This is a genomic window from Pseudomonas umsongensis (assembly GCF_012647205.1).
Classification (GTDB): Bacteria; Pseudomonadota; Gammaproteobacteria; order Pseudomonadales; family Pseudomonadaceae; genus Aquipseudomonas; species Aquipseudomonas umsongensis.
Genome location: NZ_CP051487.1, coordinates 2,563,803 through 2,583,726, shown reverse-complemented (window position 1 = coordinate 2,583,726; position 19,924 = coordinate 2,563,803). Strand labels below are relative to the sequence as shown.

The window sequence follows — 19,924 nt, the reverse complement described above, 5'->3', positions numbered from 1 at the left end:
TCCGCGAAAGATTTCGGTTGGGGTTACAGCCAGTTACTGGAGAAGAATTCGCCGCCATTGCTGATCAACATGTCAGCGACCGCATCGAAGATGGTGTCGACCTGGTCGTCGTGCGCATGGGTATCGTCAGCCGTGAAGGCCGAGGCCTCTGTGAGGAAAGGCGCAACCCAATCGGTGGAGGCTACGATCTCGCCACGGTGGTCGCGAACGTGCTCAATCTTGCAACCCTGATCGTCGTAGATGGCTGGCACGAACACCCGGCCCGACTTGAGCCAGGGCACAGCATCCATGCACCTGGTGACTTTGTTGGCCGCCGGGCCGCGCGGCTGGGCCTCGATCGGTATCCCACCCTTCTTGCTGATGGTTTGGATCAGGCCGGTGCCGCTCGATTTGTCCTCGACACGCATGTAACGCAGAGCTGCCGGACGGAACTGATCCCAATCCTTCCACTTCTGCCAAACGCGCAGAGCTTCGGTCTCAAGGTCGCCAGCATCCCACTTCCCGCGGTACACCTCGATGATGTACAGGTTGCCGTCGACACCCAGGCCGCAATGACTGAAAACCGAGTAGTCGTGTTGCTCGCCGGTCTTCTGCGCGGTATCGACGTACACTCCGCGCCAGACCAGGTAAGGCAATTGCTGGTAGGTCTTGAACCAGTCGGCATCGATCATGCCGCCGCTCAGCGCCACCGGCTCCTGCTGGTACTGGCTGACCATGGTATAAGGGTCGCGATCCCAAAGCGCCATCAGATCGGCGACCGTCTCCTTGGCTGGCCAGTAGGACCAGTATTCGACGCCCCCACGGACGATTGAGGGCCCGCTAAAAACGTCACGTTCAGCGTGTTCGCGGATCTCTGCGGGCAGGCCTTCTATATAGTCGCGGGTGACAAGGGCCGGGACTTTGATGTGGCTGAAGTCCAGGCCCATGCCGCCCTTGAGCAGAAAGCCCGAAACGTCATCCGTGTGCAGGCGCTGCTGGGTGCAGATCACTGGCGTGTCAGGTGAGGCGCGCCGGCTGCGCAGGGTATTGGTGACAATGCGCTGGGCTTTGGCCCGCATGGTCGCGCTGAATGCGCTGTCGGCCTTTTCCGGGTCATCCAGGTTGATGAACCCAGTAAAGCCCTCGGAGATATAGCCGCCACGCACACCAGTGATCTGTCCACCGGTGGAGCGGCTGAAGATCTGGTGTTTGTTGCGCCCGTTCTCGTCGGTGATGATCCAGTTGGCCACGTCGGCCTTGCCCAGTTCGCAGGGCCACAGCTCCTGGTATTCGGAGCTGGTGATGATCGACTTGATGCGGTTGGAGTTCTCTTCGACCAGAGATTTGGAGTAGGACACGCTCAGGTTGCGCGTACGGTCGAACTTGGTCATTACGTAGGCTGGCAGGTGGATCGACCAGTATTCAGTCTTGGTGCCGCCTGGGGGCATATTGAAGACGACGTTTTTGAGCTCGCCGGCCAGAACCTGCTTGGCCGTGTAGTCCATGTAGCGGTGGTGCCAGTTGCAAAGAAACTTCATCCCCTGGTTAATCTGGAAGAAGACGCGCATGAAGGCAAGCGGGGAATGCTCGCTGATCAGTTTTGACGCTTCCTTCTCCTCCCGACTCATTGAATCCCAGTCGAGAAGCGCACTCATAGGCGATCGAGCACAGATTCGAGGGTCTTCTTGTCGACCGTGACGCGGGACTTCGTCTCGATAGCACCGCCATTCTTGCCGGTGATTTCAACGATCTTCTTGTCCAGGCCGAGCAGCTTGGCTTTGCCCATGGTGGCCGAGACGGCGGCCGATGTTTGAGGTGTCTCGGCAGCAAGGGCGGCCGTGCGCGCCTCCTCCAGTTCCGCCAGCAACGTATCGACGGTGATCTGGTGCCTATCCATGACTGCTTCCCTTAGCTCGGCGATCCGGGCCTGAACCTGCGGCTTTTGCAGGACGATCCAGCTCTCTCGAGCAGCCGTCTTGTCCGCCATGTTTGTGACGTTGTAGGAACGACGGTAGGCCTCAGAAGCATTGTTCGTCTCCATGTAGACGAGGCAAAACGCCTCCATCTTGTCGGTGAAGCGGCGCTTGCGAGGTCTTTCCATATCTACACCTACGGGTTGATGAGTTTCCACTTGTAGCCGGCCCACTTCGGCATCTTGCCGCCGGTGAACAATGGTGGTTTGACCTCAGTGGTTCGGGCCGGAAGCAGCCAATTGCCGACCACCACCGGGTCGGCATCGGCCAGCGTCTCGCCCATGTACCAGCCACTGGCGTCGTATTGATAAACCGTCTTTTGGCTCATAGGTATCGAATCCATCGAACTTGCGCGAGGTTGGTTGAGCGGGCTTCGGCGCCGCCATTGGAGCCGATGCTGATCGTGTGACTGTGCGAGCCGGCCGGCTGAACAGCGATCCCGTGAGCGTGATCGCCTACGCCATCCACGGTGATCCCGTGAGCGTGATTGCCCGCCGAGGAGCTAGTGAAGGTATTCGTGCCATCGCTTTCTTGGTCGCCAAACACTGCGTTGCCGCCTGACGGAACAAAGGCTGCCGTAATTCGCTCGCGACTGATTGCGGTGTCGTGCGTGTGCCCTCCAGCTCCAGCGCTACTAGCGCTGTGAGCGTGGCCGCCAGCTCCAGCGCTGCTAGCACTGTGAGCGTGATCACCTACATTCGAGCTGCTGGCTGAGTGCGCGTGCGAAAGGTTCTGGCTGGGCTGCAATGTATTGTTCAGGCCTCTGCCGCCATCGATCCCGCGCCCGTCATCCAGGCAGCGCGGGAAGGCGCCGCGCCAGTCCGGCAGACGGAACTGCGTACTCAGTTCGCCGCCGACGTTGTAGGTTGTTCCAATTTTTGAGAACAACTTCGGGTACGCCGTGCGAAACAGTAGCGCGCCGTTTGACTTGAGCCAGCCAGAGTCGGGTGTTCCGTTGTGCGCAACATCCTTGTACTCGCCGACACTGAAGCTCGAGTACAGCGACTGGCCAAGCTGACGCCAGAAGGCCGAACTGGACAATGGGTTATGGCCGGAATTAAGGTCTGAAAGCGACTCGTAGTAGTAGCCATCATCGGCGTAGCATGGCGCGCCCTTGTCGTATATCGCCTGAGGGTGCCAGGTCATGACACCCCGCCGCTCCAGATCCTGCAGTGCGCTATCGACCCGATTGTGCCACCAGTTTTCCTGGCCGGCCGGCGGCGCATCCTTGTCTTGTCCGCCCTCCCAGCCCGTTGAAAGGCGAACATCGCCAGGAGCCTTGAAAGAGTTAAGGCTGTCCTCGGTTTCCACGCCCTGAGCCCAGCGCGTATTGAAAGGCTGTCTTGCCATCAGGCTAAATCTCCAGGGAGGGTGACGTTTGCGAAGGTGTAAACGCGCAGCGAGGTTTGCTCGATCTCGCTGATGTTGGTCGGCAGGACGAATATCGAGTTGAGGCGCGCGCCTTGCGGGCACGGGATGATGTCGAAGTTGTTCAGCAGGTACTCGGTCGTATTGTCTAGTTCCGAGGCGATGCCTATATCAAATGATTTGTCGCCGTTATCAATCAGCGCTGTCACCTTGACATCGATGATCATCTCGACCAGCTGGATGATGCTGTCTGCGGTGCCGTCGCTGATATTGCGGGCGATCTTGGCCTTGATCAGCTTCCGGTACAGATCGTTGTTCAGCGGCGCGTCAACCATGGCGCCATCGCCGATATAGGGCGAGATGTTGTAGTTGGTGTAGGTATCGTTGCCTGCGTAGCCAAACACGTCATACGCGGCGCCGCGCAGAATTGGCCTGGGCATCCCAACGATTCGCCCGATGATGTCTAGACGCTCGCCCGTTACGGTGTCTACGTCATAGCTGGCGTAGATCTGACTCAGCGGCGACTCAAGGTGCTTATTGGCGATCTCGGGCGTTATCGTTAGCCATCGTTCCATGCGTGGCTTGTCTCGGTATTCGTTGATGATGCGCGACCTGGCTCGCGCGACGTGATCCATGATCATGGCGTCACCGTCACTGCGATATTGCCGGCATCAAAGGTGGCGAGCTGGGCAATCGTAGGTTGAATTGGCGTCAATCCCTGTGCGCCGGCGCTAAGGCCGATTGTCAGCGTGACGATGTAGCTGTCGCCATACTTGCCAAGCACTTTGTTGACCGGCGTATAGAGTCGGCCCACCGGCACCACTTCGCCGATGTCATAGCCGTTTTTGTTGAAGCCGATCGTTGATTCGCCGGAAAACAGCCCTTTCGTAGAGTCGGCCACAATGGCCTGCTGAATCTGCGCGGCGATGTCGCTTGGAAGATCGCCTTTTTTCTTCACGTTGACAGCCACGTAAACCGCCAGGCCGACAGCGCGCTGGAATGTCATAACAGCTCGATTGCCGGTGACCGGAGACGTCACGTCGACCTTGACGCCGCTAGAGCCTGGTGCATCCACCCACGTATTGGTTTTGGTGTTGTAGCGCGGAAACATCGGCGTTCCCGGGTTGTGCTTCTCATACATGGCCAGACCAATGTCAGCATCCGACCCGCCGTTGACGATAACCGCGATGCCGCAATAGGGAACCCCGTCAGCGTCGAATGGGTTGACGCTAGTATTTTGCAGAACTACAACGTCAGTCACTCCGGCCACGTTTGCGATATTGCCGATCATGTTGTCGAGCATGTTGCTGCCGGCCAGGGCAACCGAACGATTGCGACGCGCACGAAACTCCTCGTCCGACTCGGCGTCGTCGCCTGGAGCAGCTTCGGAATTGGTGACCGATGACCAGCCCGGGAACGGCGTGCCGATGATGGTCAGATCGCCGGCCGACGCCAAGACGCGGCCCGGGGTTGAGCAGATGGCAAACCCTGTGGCCGTCATGCCGACGCCGATGACGATAGCGGCCGTGGTCAGCCATACGGTGTTATCGACCCGGCTGCGAACTTGGGAGCCTTGAGGAATCCCGACTCCAGCAGGCCCACCCACGGTGATCGGTGCGACAGAGTAGGTCGCATCACGGATCGGCACGCCAGAGATCTTGCCGATGTCGCGCAGGGCTTCGCCCGTTGCGCTGTCGGGGTCTTTGCTGCGGTAGGCAGCGATGACAGCCTCGTCCAGGTTGGTCAGTAGTTCGGAGTCGATGCCGATGCGCTGACCGTCCGGCGAGTCAGGGTCGATGTTCCAGTTCGGATCAATCGCCAGCGTTCTTGTTTTGATGTCGGCCAGGTACTCGTTGAGCGATCGCCCGGTGATGCCTTGATCGGTGATTTCTGCCATTAGATAACCGCCTGCACATAATTGATTTCGGCGCTGTCGCCTGAGCTGCTGACGATTGAGGCGCTCACGGTGAGTTGCCGCGTAGCAATGTCCGTGGTCATGCTGAAGGCCGTCATGCCAGCGCAGCCTGGGGTCAACAGGATTCGGCGGCGAATCACCGACTCACGCGATGCAAGTGCCGAGCCTTTGCCAAGGACGCTGCCGAACCAGTCGGTACCGTCGGCGGTGTCGAGAAACCACTCGCCCAGGAAGAACTTGAGGCGGGTCAGCACGTTTTGCGCGACCTCTTCGGCGCTGTAGCCGGTCAGGAATTCCTGTGGACCCATGGCCAGGTCACCGTCTGTGTCTAATTTGCGTACCGTCATGGATTCACCGGTCCTGATATGTCGTCGCCAACTTCAACACCGATGTGTTCGTGCTCGAGGCCGATGCTGACGCCCTGGTTGTGAATGGTGGTCTCGGTGGTGACGGCCTGCTCGAAGTTGGTCGGCTGTTCAAAATTGACTGGGCACTTGAAATTTGCCGACACGCCATCGAATTCGAGTGTCTTGTTGTCGTGAATCCAGATGTAGGCCGAGCCGTCATTACTGCGCAGGCGAATGCCGTCGTTGGCAAAATTGGTGATAGCGCCAGGGATCGAGCGGATGCCAGGGATGAAGTAGCAGTCATTGATCGAGAATCGCCGCGGCTCGGACTTGATCGCTACGCCGCCCTGATCGACCCACGAGTCGATGCACTCTTTAGAGAAGAACAGAGCGCCCTCGGTGCCATTGGCAACACGGCATTCCAGCGTCCCACCAGCGGCACCCCAGAACTGCACGGGCACACAGATGATTGGCCGGCGCGCTGCCTGATTGTCTTGGTGATCCTCGATCATCAAGCCTATCTGTACTTCAGCCAGCTGGGTCACTGGGTTGAAGCTCAGGACATGCCCCGGAACGCTGGTGTGCATGTTGTCCTTCAGGTACTCGCCAAAAACGCCGCGCAGCATCTTGGTGAACTCTGCCTGCGTTCTTGAGGCGAGCGGATCAGTCATCGGGTAGCCCTTTGGGAAATACCGGCCTGTGCCGCCGCACTGAGGCGCAGGCAGCTGAGTTGGGCCTCCCACTGATCGCCGTGGGAGTCCCCAGCGAACACCAGTGAGTTGACCTTGTAGAAGCCCTCGCCAATCGTGCGGGGGATGTCGTAGAAGAACGCCCCGGAGAACTCGAAACGGGGCGCCATCGATTCCAGCTTGATGGTGTCGCCGAGCTTGATCTTGGGGTTGAGCGCGTAGCGGATGCCAACTTCGGTATCAGTCACCACGGGCGAACCGATCATCCCGGTGCCGGCGCTGATGACGTACACCTGGTTAGCCAGGGCGAATTCGCGCTTGATAACCTTCAGGGCGCCGTTCTCGACCATCCAGTCGAACTGGAATGCCTCAGCCAGTTCGTTCATGCAGGCGGTGGGGCTGCCTTGCAGGACGGTGCCGCGCGATCGGCGCTTGAGTTCGGAGAAGTCGCCGTAGAACTGGATCTCCGCCCCGAACGGCTCGGCGCAGGCCTCGATGATTTGCACCGGGTCGGTTTCAGGCGACAGGGTGAGGTTGATCAGGTTCTGATCGCGCTCCTTGGCTGACGACTTGCAGAAGAAACGGATGCCTTTAGTGGCACCTCCGTCTTCCAGATGCCGCTGCACGTTGACGATCTGCCCGACAAATACCGCGCCAAACTGGCCGGCATAGCCCGCCTCCAGCGAAATAAACTCGTATTTTTTGGTGACGCCATCGCCGAGCATTTGGCGTTCGGCATAGGCGGACACATTGTAGATGGTGATCTCGGCCACGCTGAGCGCATTGCCGGCGAAGTGAGTGGCCTGAAAGGTGATGCGCAGGCCGTCGTTGTCACCCGGGACAATCTCGCCGGTCCGCATTTCGTAAACTCGCGAACCTGTGACCCGCCCAACCTTCAGCCGGTAGCTGCGCAGAAACAGTTCATCACTCATCGGACCACACCAGTAAGTTGGCGACCCCCAGGTTTTCAGGGGTCGGCTGCTCTCCCTCCAGCGTCAGGGAGCCGTAAGTGATTTCTGGCGGCGGATACAGGCCGGCGAGCAGGTCGACGCCAGGCAGAAGAAAGCGCCCAGCGGTCAGGGTTGAGCCTATGGCGGTCAGGATGTTCACGCGGAACACCTCCAAGCGGGCCATCCATTGCAGTTCAATGGTCAGCGTGTTGGTTCCCAGTCGAGCGCTGAACGTCTGCGCGGGCAATGCCTGGATTGCTACCTTGTATCGGCTCATCGGATCACCTCGACCGAAGCTTCACCGGTGGTGACCATTGGCGCGCCCTGCGTGGTTACGGTGTCGTTTTTCATGAGCTGATCCGCCGAGGTGACGCCCTGGCCGACCTTCGAGCGGACGATGCGTGCCTGCTGAAGCTCGGCAATGAACACCAGGCCGTCTTCATTCTCTGGGCGCGTGCGCTCGTCCAAGCGGATCAGCATCATGTCGCGCATGATTTCCTTGCCAGTGTCCAGGTCGAACTTGGCGCGGGCTTCCAGAATGGCGGTCAGCGATGCCCAGGCCGTCGATGCCCTGGTCTCTTCGCTGCCTGACAGCAAATAGGCAGAGACGGCGCTTATCGCGGCGCCACCAATGCCACCAACCGCAGTGGCCACCGCGCCAACGCCCATCATGCCAATGTCGCTCAGGTCCAGGCCGAGAGGGGTATTTGAGACAGCCCCCGTCAGCAGGTAGCGATTCGGCAGGAGGATCGCGTGGTCGTTCATGTTGGCGCCGAACTCGACCGGAAACTGCGTGAGGTATACCGACTTGCTGGTTACCCCTTCGAGTTTGGCGTCAAACTCCAGCGGTCCGATCTTCGGCAGCGTTTTGGTAAAGATGCTCATCAGGCTCATTTTTCAGGGCTCCTGAAGTCCTGCATCGTTTGCTCGGTGAGTTTGCTCAGTTGCTCGGTGTAGAGCTGCTTGACCTTCTCGGTGTCGGCGCCGTGGATGTTGAACTGGCGGTTGTCGACGTAGGATGGCTGGGCAGTCGGCGCCGCCTGACTTTGCGCCGGAGTGATGGGCGCTTGGGGTGATGATTGAACAACCGCATTCACCGTGTATTCCCGAGGCGCTTCACGCTGGGCTGGATTCCATGCTTCAGCCGCGCCGTATGCCGGCTGGGGTTGAGACGTCTTTCGATGAGACTCAAGCCATGTTTTCGCTTGGTCCAGCATGCTTTCTTGCGGCGCTCCAGACTGCTTCAGCTCCTTCTGGACCCTGGCCCAAACAACGGGGTCGCTTAGATCAACAGCCGGCGCACTGGATGCCTGAGTGTCTTTAGGGGCTGAGCGACCGTAGGTGTCAGCCATTTCACCGCGACGCTCAGCTTCACCTTCGTGATCCGCAGGCCGCTCGTAGTATTTCGATACGACTCCCGCCGCTTCGGAAGGGGTAGAGGTCACCCGGAGCTTTTCACCTGCCGCCTTCTCTTTGCCGCGAGTGAGCTCGTGATTGATAAACTCAAGCTGCTCCGCGCCCGAGGCCTGGCGGATGTCCTTGCCGGAGAACTTGGCAAAGTCCGCCTGACGATCTGGATGCCACTGCGCCAAGCCGTAAGCCTGGCCGCCGTCACCCTCAACGTCATGCTTGAAGCCGCTTTCCTGTTCAATGTTGGCGGTGATGCCCATCGCTTGCTCTTCCGTCCACCCCTTGGACCTGAAGAAGTCAATTGTCGCGCCAGCCGCTTCCGTGCCGCCCTTCTTCAGCTTGTTATTCAGCAGCTCGATGTCTTCGTTCTCGTTGAGCTTGCGGGAATAGAACAGTGCCGCCGCACTGCCACCGGCAACCGCCAGCAGAGAGGCCCCACCCGCCGCCGCGGCAGCACCAGCAGTTGCACCAGAGCCACCCAGTCCGATAAGCGCGCGCAACGCCGCCAAGCCCTTGAGTGCAGCACCGCCACCCAACAACGCCATGGCGATCGATACCAGTTCAATATTGTCGGCCAGGCCGCCAAAGAACTCCTTCAGTCCCGAGTCGACCAGGTCCTTGTTATCGCGGTAGAAGGCGACGAAGTCCTCGGCCATGTCGGCAAAGGCCGGTGCCAGCTCGTCGGCAATGGTGTTGCCGATGTCGGTGAATACCAGGTCCAGTTCACTGCTCACCTTGGTCAGGCGGGCCGAATCGTCGATCTGCTTCTGGGTCATCACGGCAAGCTTCCCGCGTGAATCCAGCTGCTTTTCAACCTCGTCACGGCCGCGCATCAGCAGGCGCACGGTTGAATCATCCAGCCCCAGGGCCTGACCAGCCAGGCGCTGATTAAGCTCGCTCATGTGCTCGAACTCGCCGGCAATGTTGGCCATTGCCTCGGCCGTGTCCTGCGCGCCGATGATGGCGTCGGGATTGAGCCCAAGCTTTGCCACGTCACCAAACCATCCGGTGTTCCCGGTGATTGGCGAGGCCATCAGATCTTGCATCTTCTGCATGGCTGCAAAGGCGTCCGAGGCGCTACCGCCTTGAGCCGTGAGCGCCTGACCGAGTGCCTGCACGTTCTGCGTGCTGAGCCCGGTCAGTTTGTTGAAGTTGTTCAGTTCGGTGCCGGCGTTTTTGAAGTCGCCGACCACTTTGTCGATGGCCAGTTTGCTCGCCAGCACAGCGCCAAGCTGCAGGGCTGATTTGGTCAGGCTGCCAAACGCCGTCTCGCCCGCCTGGAACGACTTTTCGTCGACCTTGAGGCCGAGCGCGATGAGAAACGATTCCAAGACCTTCACGGCCGACTCCTTGAAATAAAAAAGCCCCGCGAGTGCAGGGCTAGTTTTGGCGATTGGCTTCGGCCAGGTGGCGGGCGTAGATCATTTCATCCATGACCAGATTCGCCCGCTTGACCCAGCCGAGCGAATAGGTGCCGTCCTGCAGGTCTTTGTAGGTGCATAGTGGCGGGCACAGGCCGGGGATGCCGGTGCATGGTCGCCACAGCTCCCAGTCGACCGCCGGGTTTAGCCGGGCTCCTGACTCGAACCCACCACCTCGGCTGAATCGGTAGATTTCTGGAAGAGGGTCAGGAGACCGGTAAAATCCTCGAAGACGTTACCGAGAGCCATCACCACCAGGGTGAAGTAGGTCTTCAGTCGGCCCGAGAAGTCTTCCATGGTCACGGGGGTGGCTGAACCTTCCTTGAACAGCTTGCCCAGCATGGAGTCGCAGACGAAGTTGAAGTCATCTTCGGGCATGCGCGACAGCATGGTACCGACGATGCCGCCGGCAACCATGAAGGACGACGCCGCGCCAACCTCGGCCAAGGCCAGCCCGCGAATCATCGGCTCGACGCCGTATTTGCCCAGCCGGAACAGCACGGCGCGCTGCTTCTCTGCACTGGGCATGGCGAAGCGGTAGGTCACGCCGTCATGCTCGATTGAGCGGATATGCGATGCGGCATCACTCATACGATCGCCTCTTTGTTGAACTCGGCGATGAAGGTAGCGTCGTTCATACCTGGACCGCCGCGCGCCATCGACTTGCCGCGAGTGAACACGCCTTCAGCAAATACGGCACCCTCCAGGCCGGCAATCGAGGCATATGAACCAGACGCTTCGGTGCCAGCATTGACCATGGCTTGCAGGGCGATAGCCTGCGGACTCCCCGGCATCAGGTTCAGAGTCAGGCGCAGCCCCGGGTTCTTGCGGGTGAACTTGACCGCATTCCCGCCCAGGCCGCGGCTCAGGGTCGATTTGTCGTCGATCTGCTCCACGGTGAAGGGCGGGTCAGTGCGGCCCCAGTCGTCAATCACGCCGACGGTGGTGATGACGACGATGGTGTTTTCTACAGAAAGATCAGTCAGTGCCATGTTCTAGCGCCCCTTATTCAACGTTGGCCGTCAGGTCGACGGTGTGGATGGCGCCGGCACGGAAGATGCGCATGACGATCGGCGCAGCGCCGCGAGCAGCGCGCTCAGCGTCCGAAATCAGCAGGATGTCGTCAGCCTTGGTCAGGATCTGGTAGCCGCGGCTCAGTTTTTCTTCTCCTGTCTCTTCGTCGATGTACAGGCGCTCGCCGAGGTAACCATTGCCGATGAATTTCTCGCCGACCTGAGCGGCAGCGTCGATCAGGACCTGCTGGCCCGCTGGGGTTTGACGAAGCTTGGTCGGAACCTTGGTCAGCGCGTTGTACAGGGCCACCGTCATGACGTTGGTGAAGGCGTCCAGGTTGAAGACGTCGTCGATGTATTCGCCGTTGGCCGATGTGGTCTTCGAGTTGATGATTCGCCCCGCGTCCCTTTCGCCGCCAGTCTCGACAACGGTGTAGAACACCGCTCCTTTCTGCTTCATGGCACCGTATGCGGTAGGGGTCAGGCTTTCGGCGTCGATGCCCGGCAGCTTTTTGTACTCGCCGGTGATGGCCGAGTTCGCTGCATTGAAATTGACGCGGCTGAACACGGCGGCAATCTCGAAACCTTCATACAGTTCGGTCGCATGGCTGGCCACGAGCATACGGCGCGAGCCCTGGGTCACGGCCTTGCTAACGATGTCGGTAGTGGCCGCAGGATCACGCACCGTCGCCTGATTGGTCGTGTACGCGAAGAACTTGCCAGCGGCATCACCAGCGGCACCCAAGGCCAGCACAACAGCATCGTCAGCACGAATCGATGTCTCGAACTCGTACCAATAGAACCAGATGCCTTTGTTGATCGCGTCATTGAACGATTCGACCGGGGTGTCTTCCTCGATGCGCAGGTAGATGCGCAGGGTCTTGGGCTTCGGTACCGCCGAGAACCATGCCAGCGCTGCGGCGTAAGGGTCGGAGGCGATGTTGAACTGGGCGGCCACCTGAGATGGCGAGCCGTAGTCACGGAACGAGCCTTCAGCAAAGGTCGCGTCACTCGACGAATCGAAGTCGGCAAACACCATTCCCGCGCCGAAGTTGGAGGTCCCAAGCCCGGCTGAGTTGATCAGCGTGGTGATGTTGATGATGCTTTCAGCCGGATAAGCCATTTACTTCCCCTTGCGCAGTGGCGCCAGATTGTTCGGTTTGCGCGGAGAACCCCACGCGATAGATGCGCTGCACACGGTCTTCGGCAATCGATTCGCCGTAGAGGTACAGGGTGAGTTGGGCGCGCTCTTCCATCGCCGCCTGGTAGAGCCCGGTCAGGTTGTTGATCGGTGATACGCGGGACCAGCCCAGCTTTGCGGTTCGCAGGAGGGCCTTTATCGGCTCGCGCTTATTCGCCTCGCAGATCGCTGCGGCGTAACCCATCGCGCCAGAGCGGTAGAAGTTGATGCTGAATCCCAGGGTGAACTGGGTGGCGACCTTGGCGATGATGTCCGTGTATTGCGGGTCATCCTCGGCCGGCACGTTGCGTTGCGAGTTGAGCGCCTGGCCGAACTGTTCGGGGTTTTGCAGGCGTACCGCGCAGTAGCTTCCTGCAGGGGCCGCCGTGTTGTTGTCGGCGAGGATCACCTTGTTGGCCGGAAGGCCTGTCGCAGCTACAACGATGCGACACACAGCCTTCGACAGCGCTTTTTCGTCAAGCATCGGTGTGCGCCTCCAGAGTGGCGATCTCGGCCGGGTCCAGCTTGGCCACCACAGCTCGGCAGAAGTTGTGCCAGGGCCTGAAATCAGTGGCGATGGACTTCCACCAGGTGACCGGCTTGTCTGGCGTCTCGGCGAACACCAGGATGTCGGCAAGCTTGCCTGGGGTCGAAACCTCGATGCCCTTGCCGTCATTGCGGTGGATCACCCGCACGTCGTTGATTCGCTCGGCGCCGATCTGCAGGAATTCGATTTCCTTGTCGCTGACCGGCTGCACGTTCGCGTTGAAGGTGTCGTTGTAGGTCAGGGCCAGGACCGGTTCGAAGTCCACGACCTCGCTGGTGTAGCGATTTAGGACAACGCCCTTGTGCGTCACGAAGGGGCCGCTGACGTGGCCGCGCATGTTCAAGCCCATCACAAGCCCTCTTCGATTGGGTCGCCTGCCTCGGCGATGACGTAGCGAATGGATTGGCGGAAGGCGCCGGTGTCGATCAGCGGGTTGTCGGAACCCTTGCCGGCAATCGTCGATGCTGCGTTGGGCGGATCCTTCAGGTCGGTGATTTCCTGCTTGATGTGCCCCTCGGCAAGCTGCCCCATCTGCTCGAGCAGAATGCTCATGGTCATTTCACCGCTGAGCACCTTGGGAATCATCACCTCGGCCAGCCGCAGGTATTGCGGGGTGCCTTTCTCGATGGCCGGGCCAAGCACGGGGCGCGCAGGGATCTTGCCGTCAGCAGAGCCGAAGTTGTTGACCGCCGCGATAGTCGCCAGGGTCAGACCGTCTTCGTAAGTGCCGGCGCCTTTCGGAACGCCGGCCAGCACGCGAGCATCACCTTCCAGCTTCTTGGCCAGTTGCTTCATCGCTTGCTCGACCTGCTGCTTGCCGATCAGGCTAACGGTCGGCCGAATCATACGCAGACGGCCCCCATACCGGCCCGACCCCGCAGGTGAAGGTACTCGACGCCGTAGGGAGTCAGGGCCAGAGCCGCTTCCCACGTCGTCAGGTTGGCGTTCGCCGCCGGGATGGCGTAGGACACCGATTCGTCACGCACGCCCTTGCTGGCCACCGCGTAGGGTGTCGAGGCGCTGCCGCCTGCCGTAGTGGCGTCGGTCGTTGCCGTGTTCCAGGTCAGGTAATGGGCCGCCAGGGCGAACCATCCGCGCTGCAGGAGCGAATAGGGTTTGTAGTCGCCCCAGCGGCAGGCATCGAGCTCGCCGCGTGCGATGTACAGCGCCTTGGTGATCTTGGAATCAGACCAGGCGGCACTGTCGGAAAATTCTTCGTAGAACGCTCGGAAGTCAGCAATGATCGCCGGCGTCACGTCGATGGTCAGTTCAGCCACGGTGCAACCTCCAGAAAACAACAGCCCCGCACTGGGCGGGGCTATCGGTTTTACTTGGCTTTCGAATCAGGCTTTGGTGCCTGCTCGATCTTCAGCCATTTAGCCTTGACGAACAGGCTGTCTTTCAGCTCTTCAGCGGCCTTGTCGTCGAAGTCTTCGATCACTTCGCCTGGCTGGATCGTCAGATCAGCCAGTACCAGCGGGTGAACGCTGGCATTGGTCAGAGTTGCCATGTAACCCCCTTAGATACCGTCGACGTACAGATGGGATGCCGGTACGCGCAGCTCGGTACCAGCGGTGCGGACCACGCCTGCTGCCTCGAACACCAGACCGCCATGCGCAGGGATCGGCGCATTCAGGGTGTAAGGCATTGGGAGGTGGAACTTGGCGAACTGCGGATTCTTGGTGTAGACCATCATGCGGTTGCCACCACCAGCACCGGCGGTTGCCGCCTGCAGGATTGGCTCGATGGTGATCTTCAGCACGCGCTCCAGGTAGCTCACCAAGGTTTCCGAAGTGTTCGGAATTCGGAAGGTGGTCAGCAGGCCGTACTCGGTCAGCGGCAGCAGGATGTGAGTCGGGCGGAAAATCGAGTTGGTCTGAGTGCTGTAAACACGCAGGATCGCGTTGTTCAGCAGGGTCAGGATCTCGTTTGCTGCAGTCTCACCGCCACCGGCCAGGATGGCCGCAATGGTCTTGTTCGCGCCGCCGAGCAGGGTGCCGGTCGCCACAACAGGAACGCCCGGGTACTTCAGCAGGCCGCCATTGGCCAGCGAAGGCCAGCGAGCATCACCGACCATTGCCACACGATCCAACCATTGCTCGGTCAGGGTGCGGACAGCGATTGGCTTCTCGGCCAAGTAATTGATGGCGCCGCCGAAACCGGTGGCGTTCGCCATTTCCTGAGCCTTGCCCACTTCGATCTGGGTGTACTTGTAACCCAGGCCGCCCTGGATCACGTCCACGCCACCGACCTTGGCTGCGATCTCAGCCAGCGGGAAGTCATGGGAGTTATCACCGATTGGCGCCGGCTCACCCTTGTAGTCGAGCACCTTGAACGCGATGGACTCGGTGTAATCCGGGGCCGAGGTATCCACGTTCAGGATCGACGGGTATTTGATTTCGGGGTACGGCTGGCGCAGGACTTCCTGTTCAACGTAGGTCAGTTGACCAATCAGGAAGCCCAGTTGCGCCTGGGGGGAAGAGTCGAAAGTTCGCATTAGTCAGTCCTTAAGCAGCGAGAGTGGTGGTTGCGACAGCCTTGACCTGAACCAGTACCAGCTCGCCCGCGGCGGCGGCAGTCAGGAAGGTGCAGCCGACCAATTCATGGTTGCCAGCGGTGGCGGCGTTGGTGATCTCGCCGGTGGTTGGCAGGGCATAAACCTTGGCGCCTTTGACGGCACCGGCCAGGGTCTTGACCCAGATGCGGCCATGCGAGAGCAGGCTGACTTCTTCGCCTGCGCGGTAGCCGCCGACGGCGTTGCCGCTATCCGACACTTGACCGGTCAGGTAGCTGCCGCTCACGCCGACTGGCTTGCGCACCGAGATACCGAGAAAGAAACCGGCACCGGCGGCAGGCAGCTTGCCCGAGCGGTCTGCGGTGTCAGAGACAACGGCACGACCGAACGGAATGGCGACCGAGGCGACGGCGGAAGTGACGTCCGCCATAGACAGGTCATTGATCTGGCCCTCGTAGGCCTTGCCGGCGTACTGGCCGAAGGTATCAATTGCTACGCCCATTACTTTTCACCCCGCAGGTATTTGTTGTAAGCGTCGGTACCGTCCTGCGTTGGCTTCAGGCCGCGCTTGGCTGCGTCCTCGGCGAAGCGCTTCAGGCTGTCGTTGACTTTCGACTTGTCGTCGTCCTCGTCTTCGTCCTTGGTTTCCTCTGCTTCGTCAGCAGCGGCGTCGAAGGCGGCCAGCACGTAGGCCTCGGACTTGGTTGCCCAGTCGCGGGTTGGCTTGAGCTGCGCCATAGCGACGCGCTTGATTTCGAGCGGGGACACCAGGCCCTTCGCGTCGAACGACTTCACGACACGGGCCGCCAGGGCGATGGTGTCGAGGGTGGACTTCACGCGAGCGCCGATAGCAGCGTCAGAAGTTTCCTTCTTGGCCTCTTCCAGCTTCTCTTCGGCTTCGTCCTTGGTGGCTTCGGCCTTGTCTGCGCGTTCCGACTCTTCATCAGCGAACTTCTGAAGGGCTGCAACGGCGTCTTCGACTACCAGAGCAACCTCTTCGTCTACTGTGATGGAGCGGCTTTTCTTGGAGTCTAAAAAGACTTTCCGTTGTGCCATTGGTACACCTTTCGGTTTGTGGTCAAAAATGCGGGCGACCTTGCCGCCTCGCGCTGCTTCTACAACGGCGACGTGGTTGATCTGGATGTCGCGTTGCTCGAACTCGTAGGCGGTGCCGGATACCGGGTCGATGCCCGGTGCTTCGACGTACTCGGCGAGGTAGCCGGGGGAGAGCTCAGCCTTGCCGGACTGGATGTCGTCAATGGCTGATTGATCCTTGATGATCAGGTCGACCACCAGGTTGTCGCCGTCCTGCTCGACTCCGCGGACGTGGCCCACGGACACTTCCTTGAACGTGGTCGAGTCGACCAGGTCGTCCGGGTGATCGTTGGTCACATCCTTGTCGGGGAACGTCGCCATCGACTCAGGGGCGAACACTTGAGCCGGCGGGCGGTAGACGTTGACGATGCGCTCTGGCCCGTCGAGGTCCAGCTCAGTCGACACGTACTGATAAACACCGGTACGAGCCGCCACTCCCTTCACGCAAAGGAAGCCTTCAGGCGTGACGGTGCGCGACGTAGGCTTGAAGGCCTCGTCGAGAGACATTTTCTTCATGGGTTACCCGTTTTTGTCGGGGAAATAGTTCACGCCGGGAATCATGGCGATGCCGATGCAGCGACAAAGCGGGTGGTGCTTGCCCGGGTGCAGGTTAGTGACACCCTTCCAGGTCGCCCCTTCCGCCACCTTGTAAACCCCAGGCCCGTAGCCGATGTCCTGCCGAGCAATACCCCAGCAGCTGATCTTCGCGTTGGGGTACTTGCCGGACGGGTTACCGGATACCCGCACGTCGTCAGCATCCTGGACCTTGTAGTGCACGATTCCGGCTGCGGTCTGGCGCTGCCGGGTCAGGTCTGAATTGAGCTGTGACACCTGGTCACGCGCAATCAGCTTTGCCCGGCGCGCACTGACACCGGTCTCTTCCTGAATCTGCTTGGCGATGGTGGTCGGTGCGAGGCCGTCCTTCATGCCCCCCAGCACAATCGTCTCGACCTTCTTGAAGTAGTCGGCCGGGATGGACTTGATCAGGTTGACGTTCTCGGCGGTGGAGGCCTCCAGAAAATCCGTCATGCCCTTGGGCTTGGTGACCAGCTGGAAGTCGATGCCCACTGCCTTGTTGATCGAGTCGCGGAAGTCTTCGGCGTTGTCGGCGTCAGCACGACTGATGGTTGTTGCGGCAACCCGCTGGATTTGCGCCTCGAACAGTGGGGAGGTGAAGCGCTGGGACACGCTGCGAATCGACTTGAGGATTTCGTCGGTCCAACTGCCATCCAGTGTCACGCGACTGTCTGCGATGTAGTCGGGCTTCAGGCGCTTCAGCGCGGGCTCAAGCGAAGCGATCAGATCGGTCGCCATCGCCCTGACCAATGCGCGCATCTGACCGAGGTAGTAGCGCTCAGCGTCCTTGCTGGGCATGACCGGTTTAGGCCCCTTCGGCTTTTTCCGGCGTTTTTCCATCAGCACCTGGTTTGTCGCCGTCAGTTTCGCCAAGGGAGAAACCGGGGAGGTCTTTGCCGTCGTCGCCAAGCCCATTGTCCTGGTCCTTTTCGATCTGCTCTTGAGCCTTGATCTGCTCATCGGTGATGGCGTAGGTGCCTTTACCCTGTGCGCGGCGCATGGCATGGCTTGGGCGGATCACACCGCTCTCGATGTTCACCGCATCCGCCTGAGCGTCGGCAAGGTCTTCTTGAGCCTGCTCATTGCCCGAAGGCAGCGACAGCGGATTCCACTCGAACTCGATGCCGTCCGGGTACCTGCCCAGCGCTGAGCGGATCAGCACCTGGTCCAGCGCCTCAAGGTCGAGACGCATTTGGCCGTCCTGCTTGCCTTTGATAGTGCCGTGGTAGGTCTTCAGGTCGCCCTCACCGGTTGAGCTGAGGCCTGCTGCTGACTGGCCCCACAACTCGGTCACCGGCATTTCAGCGGCGCCTGCCGTCCACACCATGAACTGCTCCATGATCTGGCTGAGGCCGGAGAAGCTGATGCTGTTTCGCTCGTACTTCTCGTTGTCCATGTCCAGCAGGCCGAGGTTCACGATCGACTTGAGCATGCCGAACAGGCGATATCGCTCAGTGACCTGACTGCTCTGCGCGCTGGCCAGGGCCCCTTGCAGGTTCTTCACGCCGATGGTGTCGACATTGGCTTCCAGTACCAGGGAGGCAATTCCGCCCTTGGTGGCCACCACATCGCGCAGGTCCGACATGCAGCGGCGTAGGCGACTATCGCCCCATCCCTGCTCGAACATGCGCATGCGGCGCGGCAGGCGAGCCCCAGTGCGGCGGACGATGTGGCTGTAGTGAATATCCTGGGTGCCATTGACCATCATGTAGCTTTCAGGCTGCATCCAGTTCGGCTTAAGCGGGTCTTCCAGGTTGAATTTAATCGGCTGGATGTCCCAGCGATCGAGGACGACCAGATTCTTCAGGCCGCCCTTCTTGATCTTGTTCAGGTCCAGTGGCTTGCTCAGGTCCTGGCCGGTAACCATCAGCAGCGCCGCACCGCCGTACAGGTCAGCCCAGCAGCAGGTATCCAGATAGGCTTGCTGCACACCGAGGCGACGCTCTTCGGATTCGATCTGCTTGGACTGCTTGCCGCTGAACTTACGCCACTCACGCAATGCATCCTCGTTCGGCTTGTCCACGATCCGGCGGGCGATCCAGTTGGACTGATACGCCGCTTCCAGCTCGAACTGATTGACGAACTCGAAGCCGAAAGAGTTGTGCGTGCGCTTGTCTCGACCGGTCCCGAGATTGGCTACCAGGTTCGAGAGGCTGTCGGTGGTGGGCACCATCACGGCCTTGATCTTAATTCGTGGTTTTGCCTCGGTCATAATTAGGTCCTATTCCGCGACACGTTTTCGCGATGCTTGTTTTGTGTCGCGGGATTGGTTACTTGCTCAGCTTCGGCTGGAGGACCACTCGAGCGATCATCACCAGCAGACCCAACACGCCGTAGGCCACCGGTGGCAGCACTGCCTGAAGTTGCGGCATCAGCTGCTCGGCGATACCCAGGGCAGCGATTGCGCCACCCGCCTGCACGCTGGTCATGCTCAGCGCTTGTTTCCAGTTGTCGATCAGTTGCATGAGTCACTCCTGCCGCTTGGGCAATTTGAAATCGGTGAATCGGTCGGCCAGGGCGGCAACCTTCTTCACGCCGAGGGTGCCGATGCCGGCGCCGACGGCAGCTGCGAGGCTTGATGGGAGGTTGAAGTATTCGAGCAGCGGGAATGCCCCGGCTGTGATCGCTCCACACAGGCAGGACTCAAGCACGGCCTGTCGCCTCCCCCCGCCGCCGTAGATGACTCGTAAGAAGGCGATCCAGCACGACAGCGCCGCGGCATAGAGCATCGGTGAGTTCTGGCTAAGCCAGGCCATGATGATGAGCCAGGTTTCTGGGTTCTTCTCTGGCATATGTGACATCCAGCTTCCTCCCTTGCGGGGAGCGAGATTGGTCTGGCGCTCCACACCATCCTCATCCGCTCAGAGCAAAGACGGGGGCATGGGTGCCAGATACGGGAAGACCACTGCGAATGCAGAGGTCCGAATGAGGGCCTATTGGGGCGAG

At 60.2% G+C, this 19,924-nt stretch carries 27 protein-coding genes; all 27 read right to left on the bottom strand.

The genetic code is table 11. The annotated features are described in order from the left end of the window. Positions 1-23 precede the first annotated feature (23 nt). Entirely contained in the window at positions 24-1,634 is a 1,611-nt protein-coding gene (gene terL / locus HGP31_RS11835; protein ID WP_168757795.1) for a phage terminase large subunit, read from the bottom strand. Beyond that, complete coding sequence (locus HGP31_RS11830) at positions 1,631-2,080, bottom strand: terminase small subunit (protein ID WP_168757794.1); 450 nt, start codon at positions 2,078-2,080, stop codon at positions 1,631-1,633. Before HGP31_RS11830 ends, terL begins: the two co-directional genes overlap by 4 nt. 8 nt (positions 2,081-2,088) lie before the next feature. Continuing rightward, complete coding sequence (locus HGP31_RS11825) at positions 2,089-2,280, bottom strand: hypothetical protein (RefSeq protein ID WP_168757793.1); 192 nt, start codon at positions 2,278-2,280, stop codon at positions 2,089-2,091. After that, positions 2,277-3,302, bottom strand: coding sequence for a phage tail protein (locus HGP31_RS11820; protein ID WP_168757792.1), 1,026 nt, complete (start codon positions 3,300-3,302; stop codon positions 2,277-2,279). Before HGP31_RS11820 ends, HGP31_RS11825 begins: the two co-directional genes overlap by 4 nt. Next, the gene (locus HGP31_RS11815; RefSeq protein WP_168757791.1) at positions 3,302-3,961 is read right to left on the bottom strand and encodes a baseplate wedge 1 family protein; all 660 of its coding nucleotides are present in this window, start codon (positions 3,959-3,961) and stop codon (positions 3,302-3,304) included. Before HGP31_RS11815 ends, HGP31_RS11820 begins: the two co-directional genes overlap by 1 nt. Then, complete coding sequence (locus HGP31_RS11810) at positions 3,958-5,217, bottom strand: baseplate J/gp47 family protein (protein WP_168757790.1); 1,260 nt, start codon at positions 5,215-5,217, stop codon at positions 3,958-3,960. The genes HGP31_RS11815 and HGP31_RS11810 overlap by 4 nt, the downstream gene beginning before the upstream one ends. Continuing rightward, complete coding sequence (locus HGP31_RS11805; protein ID WP_168757789.1) at positions 5,217-5,582, bottom strand: contractile injection system sheath initiator; 366 nt, start codon at positions 5,580-5,582, stop codon at positions 5,217-5,219. The genes HGP31_RS11810 and HGP31_RS11805 overlap by 1 nt, the downstream gene beginning before the upstream one ends. Continuing rightward, positions 5,579-6,253, bottom strand: a complete 675-nt coding sequence (locus tag HGP31_RS11800; RefSeq protein WP_168757788.1) for a Gp138 family membrane-puncturing spike protein — start codon at positions 6,251-6,253, stop codon at positions 5,579-5,581. Before HGP31_RS11800 ends, HGP31_RS11805 begins: the two co-directional genes overlap by 4 nt. Next, entirely contained in the window at positions 6,250-7,203 is a 954-nt protein-coding gene (locus tag HGP31_RS11795) for a baseplate hub protein (RefSeq protein WP_168757787.1), read from the bottom strand. Before HGP31_RS11795 ends, HGP31_RS11800 begins: the two co-directional genes overlap by 4 nt. Beyond that, complete coding sequence (locus HGP31_RS11790) at positions 7,196-7,498, bottom strand: phage baseplate plug family protein (RefSeq protein WP_168757786.1); 303 nt, start codon at positions 7,496-7,498, stop codon at positions 7,196-7,198. Before HGP31_RS11790 ends, HGP31_RS11795 begins: the two co-directional genes overlap by 8 nt. Then, positions 7,495-8,115 carry a phage baseplate protein gene (locus HGP31_RS11785; RefSeq protein WP_168757785.1) on the bottom strand — a complete coding sequence of 207 codons (621 nt, stop codon included), beginning with the start codon at positions 8,113-8,115 and terminating at the stop codon, positions 7,495-7,497. The genes HGP31_RS11790 and HGP31_RS11785 overlap by 4 nt, the downstream gene beginning before the upstream one ends. Next, positions 8,112-9,971 carry a phage tail tip lysozyme gene (locus tag HGP31_RS11780; RefSeq protein ID WP_240963539.1) on the bottom strand — a complete coding sequence of 620 codons (1,860 nt, stop codon included), beginning with the start codon at positions 9,969-9,971 and terminating at the stop codon, positions 8,112-8,114. The genes HGP31_RS11785 and HGP31_RS11780 overlap by 4 nt, the downstream gene beginning before the upstream one ends. A gap of 225 nt (positions 9,972-10,196) precedes the next feature. Further along, on the bottom strand, positions 10,197-10,643 hold the full coding sequence (locus HGP31_RS11775; protein ID WP_168757784.1) for a phage tail assembly chaperone: 447 nt from the start codon (positions 10,641-10,643) through the stop codon (positions 10,197-10,199). Further along, positions 10,640-11,044, bottom strand: a complete 405-nt coding sequence (locus HGP31_RS11770; protein ID WP_168757783.1) for a hypothetical protein — start codon at positions 11,042-11,044, stop codon at positions 10,640-10,642. The genes HGP31_RS11775 and HGP31_RS11770 overlap by 4 nt, the downstream gene beginning before the upstream one ends. A 13-nt stretch (positions 11,045-11,057) precedes the next feature. Then, the gene (locus HGP31_RS11765; RefSeq protein WP_168757782.1) at positions 11,058-12,188 is read right to left on the bottom strand and encodes a DUF3383 family protein; all 1,131 of its coding nucleotides are present in this window, start codon (positions 12,186-12,188) and stop codon (positions 11,058-11,060) included. Then, entirely contained in the window at positions 12,172-12,729 is a 558-nt protein-coding gene (locus HGP31_RS11760; protein ID WP_168757781.1) for a phage neck terminator protein, read from the bottom strand. The genes HGP31_RS11765 and HGP31_RS11760 overlap by 17 nt, the downstream gene beginning before the upstream one ends. After that, positions 12,722-13,141, bottom strand: a complete 420-nt coding sequence (locus HGP31_RS11755; protein ID WP_168757780.1) for a hypothetical protein — start codon at positions 13,139-13,141, stop codon at positions 12,722-12,724. The genes HGP31_RS11760 and HGP31_RS11755 overlap by 8 nt, the downstream gene beginning before the upstream one ends. Beyond that, positions 13,141-13,638 (bottom strand): hypothetical protein, encoded by a 498-nt coding sequence (locus tag HGP31_RS11750; protein ID WP_168757779.1) that lies wholly within the window; start codon positions 13,636-13,638, stop codon positions 13,141-13,143. Before HGP31_RS11750 ends, HGP31_RS11755 begins: the two co-directional genes overlap by 1 nt. Beyond that, complete coding sequence (locus HGP31_RS11745; RefSeq protein WP_168757778.1) at positions 13,635-14,069, bottom strand: DUF4054 domain-containing protein; 435 nt, start codon at positions 14,067-14,069, stop codon at positions 13,635-13,637. The genes HGP31_RS11750 and HGP31_RS11745 overlap by 4 nt, the downstream gene beginning before the upstream one ends. 50 nt (positions 14,070-14,119) lie before the next feature. After that, on the bottom strand, positions 14,120-14,302 hold the full coding sequence (locus tag HGP31_RS11740) for a hypothetical protein (protein WP_168757777.1): 183 nt from the start codon (positions 14,300-14,302) through the stop codon (positions 14,120-14,122). A 9-nt stretch (positions 14,303-14,311) separates the two neighbouring features. Beyond that, positions 14,312-15,289, bottom strand: a complete 978-nt coding sequence (locus tag HGP31_RS11735) for a major capsid family protein (protein WP_168757776.1) — start codon at positions 15,287-15,289, stop codon at positions 14,312-14,314. Between the two features lie 10 nt (positions 15,290-15,299). After that, positions 15,300-15,809, bottom strand: coding sequence for a structural cement protein Gp24 (locus tag HGP31_RS11730; RefSeq protein ID WP_168757775.1), 510 nt, complete (start codon positions 15,807-15,809; stop codon positions 15,300-15,302). Next, positions 15,809-16,918 carry a DUF2213 domain-containing protein gene (locus tag HGP31_RS11725; RefSeq protein ID WP_168757774.1) on the bottom strand — a complete coding sequence of 370 codons (1,110 nt, stop codon included), beginning with the start codon at positions 16,916-16,918 and terminating at the stop codon, positions 15,809-15,811. The genes HGP31_RS11730 and HGP31_RS11725 overlap by 1 nt, the downstream gene beginning before the upstream one ends. 3 nt (positions 16,919-16,921) lie before the next feature. Continuing rightward, positions 16,922-17,776, bottom strand: coding sequence for a phage head morphogenesis protein (locus tag HGP31_RS11720; RefSeq protein ID WP_240963538.1), 855 nt, complete (start codon positions 17,774-17,776; stop codon positions 16,922-16,924). A gap of 7 nt (positions 17,777-17,783) precedes the next feature. After that, positions 17,784-19,190, bottom strand: a complete 1,407-nt coding sequence (locus HGP31_RS11715) for a DUF1073 domain-containing protein (RefSeq protein ID WP_168757773.1) — start codon at positions 19,188-19,190, stop codon at positions 17,784-17,786. A gap of 58 nt (positions 19,191-19,248) precedes the next feature. Next, positions 19,249-19,443, bottom strand: a complete 195-nt coding sequence (locus HGP31_RS11710) for a DUF7940 domain-containing protein (protein WP_168757772.1) — start codon at positions 19,441-19,443, stop codon at positions 19,249-19,251. 3 nt (positions 19,444-19,446) lie between these two features. Beyond that, positions 19,447-19,779 carry a phage holin, lambda family gene (locus tag HGP31_RS11705; RefSeq protein WP_168759160.1) on the bottom strand — a complete coding sequence of 111 codons (333 nt, stop codon included), beginning with the start codon at positions 19,777-19,779 and terminating at the stop codon, positions 19,447-19,449. Between the last annotated feature and the right edge of the window lie 145 nt (positions 19,780-19,924).

Bases quoted from the DNA above. Each gene is read 5' to 3' on its own strand.
- HGP31_RS11720 (WP_240963538.1), bottom strand. From the start codon at position 17,776: ATGCCCAGCAAGGACGCTGAGCGCTACTACCTCGGTCAGATGCGCGCA.
- HGP31_RS11705 (WP_168759160.1), bottom strand. From the start codon at position 19,779: ATGTCACATATGCCAGAGAAGAACCCAGAAACCTGGCTCATCATCATG.
- HGP31_RS11770 (WP_168757783.1), bottom strand. From the start codon at position 11,044: ATGGCACTGACTGATCTTTCTGTAGAAAACACCATCGTCGTCATCACC.
- HGP31_RS11740 (WP_168757777.1), bottom strand. From the start codon at position 14,302: ATGGCAACTCTGACCAATGCCAGCGTTCACCCGCTGGTACTGGCTGAT.
- terL (WP_168757795.1), bottom strand. From the start codon at position 1,634: ATGAGTGCGCTTCTCGACTGGGATTCAATGAGTCGGGAGGAGAAGGAA.
- HGP31_RS11755 (WP_168757780.1), bottom strand. From the start codon at position 13,141: ATGGGCTTGAACATGCGCGGCCACGTCAGCGGCCCCTTCGTGACGCAC.
- HGP31_RS11820 (WP_168757792.1), bottom strand. From the start codon at position 3,302: ATGGCAAGACAGCCTTTCAATACGCGCTGGGCTCAGGGCGTGGAAACC.
- HGP31_RS11805 (WP_168757789.1), bottom strand. From the start codon at position 5,582: ATGACGGTACGCAAATTAGACACAGACGGTGACCTGGCCATGGGTCCA.
- HGP31_RS11785 (WP_168757785.1), bottom strand. From the start codon at position 8,115: ATGAGCCTGATGAGCATCTTTACCAAAACGCTGCCGAAGATCGGACCG.
- HGP31_RS11750 (WP_168757779.1), bottom strand. From the start codon at position 13,638: ATGATTCGGCCGACCGTTAGCCTGATCGGCAAGCAGCAGGTCGAGCAA.
- HGP31_RS11775 (WP_168757784.1), bottom strand. From the start codon at position 10,643: ATGAGTGATGCCGCATCGCATATCCGCTCAATCGAGCATGACGGCGTG.
- HGP31_RS11790 (WP_168757786.1), bottom strand. From the start codon at position 7,498: ATGAGCCGATACAAGGTAGCAATCCAGGCATTGCCCGCGCAGACGTTC.
- HGP31_RS11760 (WP_168757781.1), bottom strand. From the start codon at position 12,729: ATGCTTGACGAAAAAGCGCTGTCGAAGGCTGTGTGTCGCATCGTTGTA.
- HGP31_RS11810 (WP_168757790.1), bottom strand. From the start codon at position 5,217: ATGGCAGAAATCACCGATCAAGGCATCACCGGGCGATCGCTCAACGAG.
- HGP31_RS11735 (WP_168757776.1), bottom strand. From the start codon at position 15,289: ATGCGAACTTTCGACTCTTCCCCCCAGGCGCAACTGGGCTTCCTGATT.
- HGP31_RS11825 (WP_168757793.1), bottom strand. From the start codon at position 2,280: ATGAGCCAAAAGACGGTTTATCAATACGACGCCAGTGGCTGGTACATG.
- HGP31_RS11765 (WP_168757782.1), bottom strand. From the start codon at position 12,188: ATGGCTTATCCGGCTGAAAGCATCATCAACATCACCACGCTGATCAAC.
- HGP31_RS11800 (WP_168757788.1), bottom strand. From the start codon at position 6,253: ATGACTGATCCGCTCGCCTCAAGAACGCAGGCAGAGTTCACCAAGATG.
- HGP31_RS11710 (WP_168757772.1), bottom strand. From the start codon at position 19,443: ATGCAACTGATCGACAACTGGAAACAAGCGCTGAGCATGACCAGCGTG.
- HGP31_RS11725 (WP_168757774.1), bottom strand. From the start codon at position 16,918: ATGAAGAAAATGTCTCTCGACGAGGCCTTCAAGCCTACGTCGCGCACC.
- HGP31_RS11730 (WP_168757775.1), bottom strand. From the start codon at position 15,809: ATGGGCGTAGCAATTGATACCTTCGGCCAGTACGCCGGCAAGGCCTAC.
- HGP31_RS11795 (WP_168757787.1), bottom strand. From the start codon at position 7,203: ATGAGTGATGAACTGTTTCTGCGCAGCTACCGGCTGAAGGTTGGGCGG.
- HGP31_RS11715 (WP_168757773.1), bottom strand. From the start codon at position 19,190: ATGACCGAGGCAAAACCACGAATTAAGATCAAGGCCGTGATGGTGCCC.
- HGP31_RS11815 (WP_168757791.1), bottom strand. From the start codon at position 3,961: ATGATCATGGATCACGTCGCGCGAGCCAGGTCGCGCATCATCAACGAA.
- HGP31_RS11830 (WP_168757794.1), bottom strand. From the start codon at position 2,080: ATGGAAAGACCTCGCAAGCGCCGCTTCACCGACAAGATGGAGGCGTTT.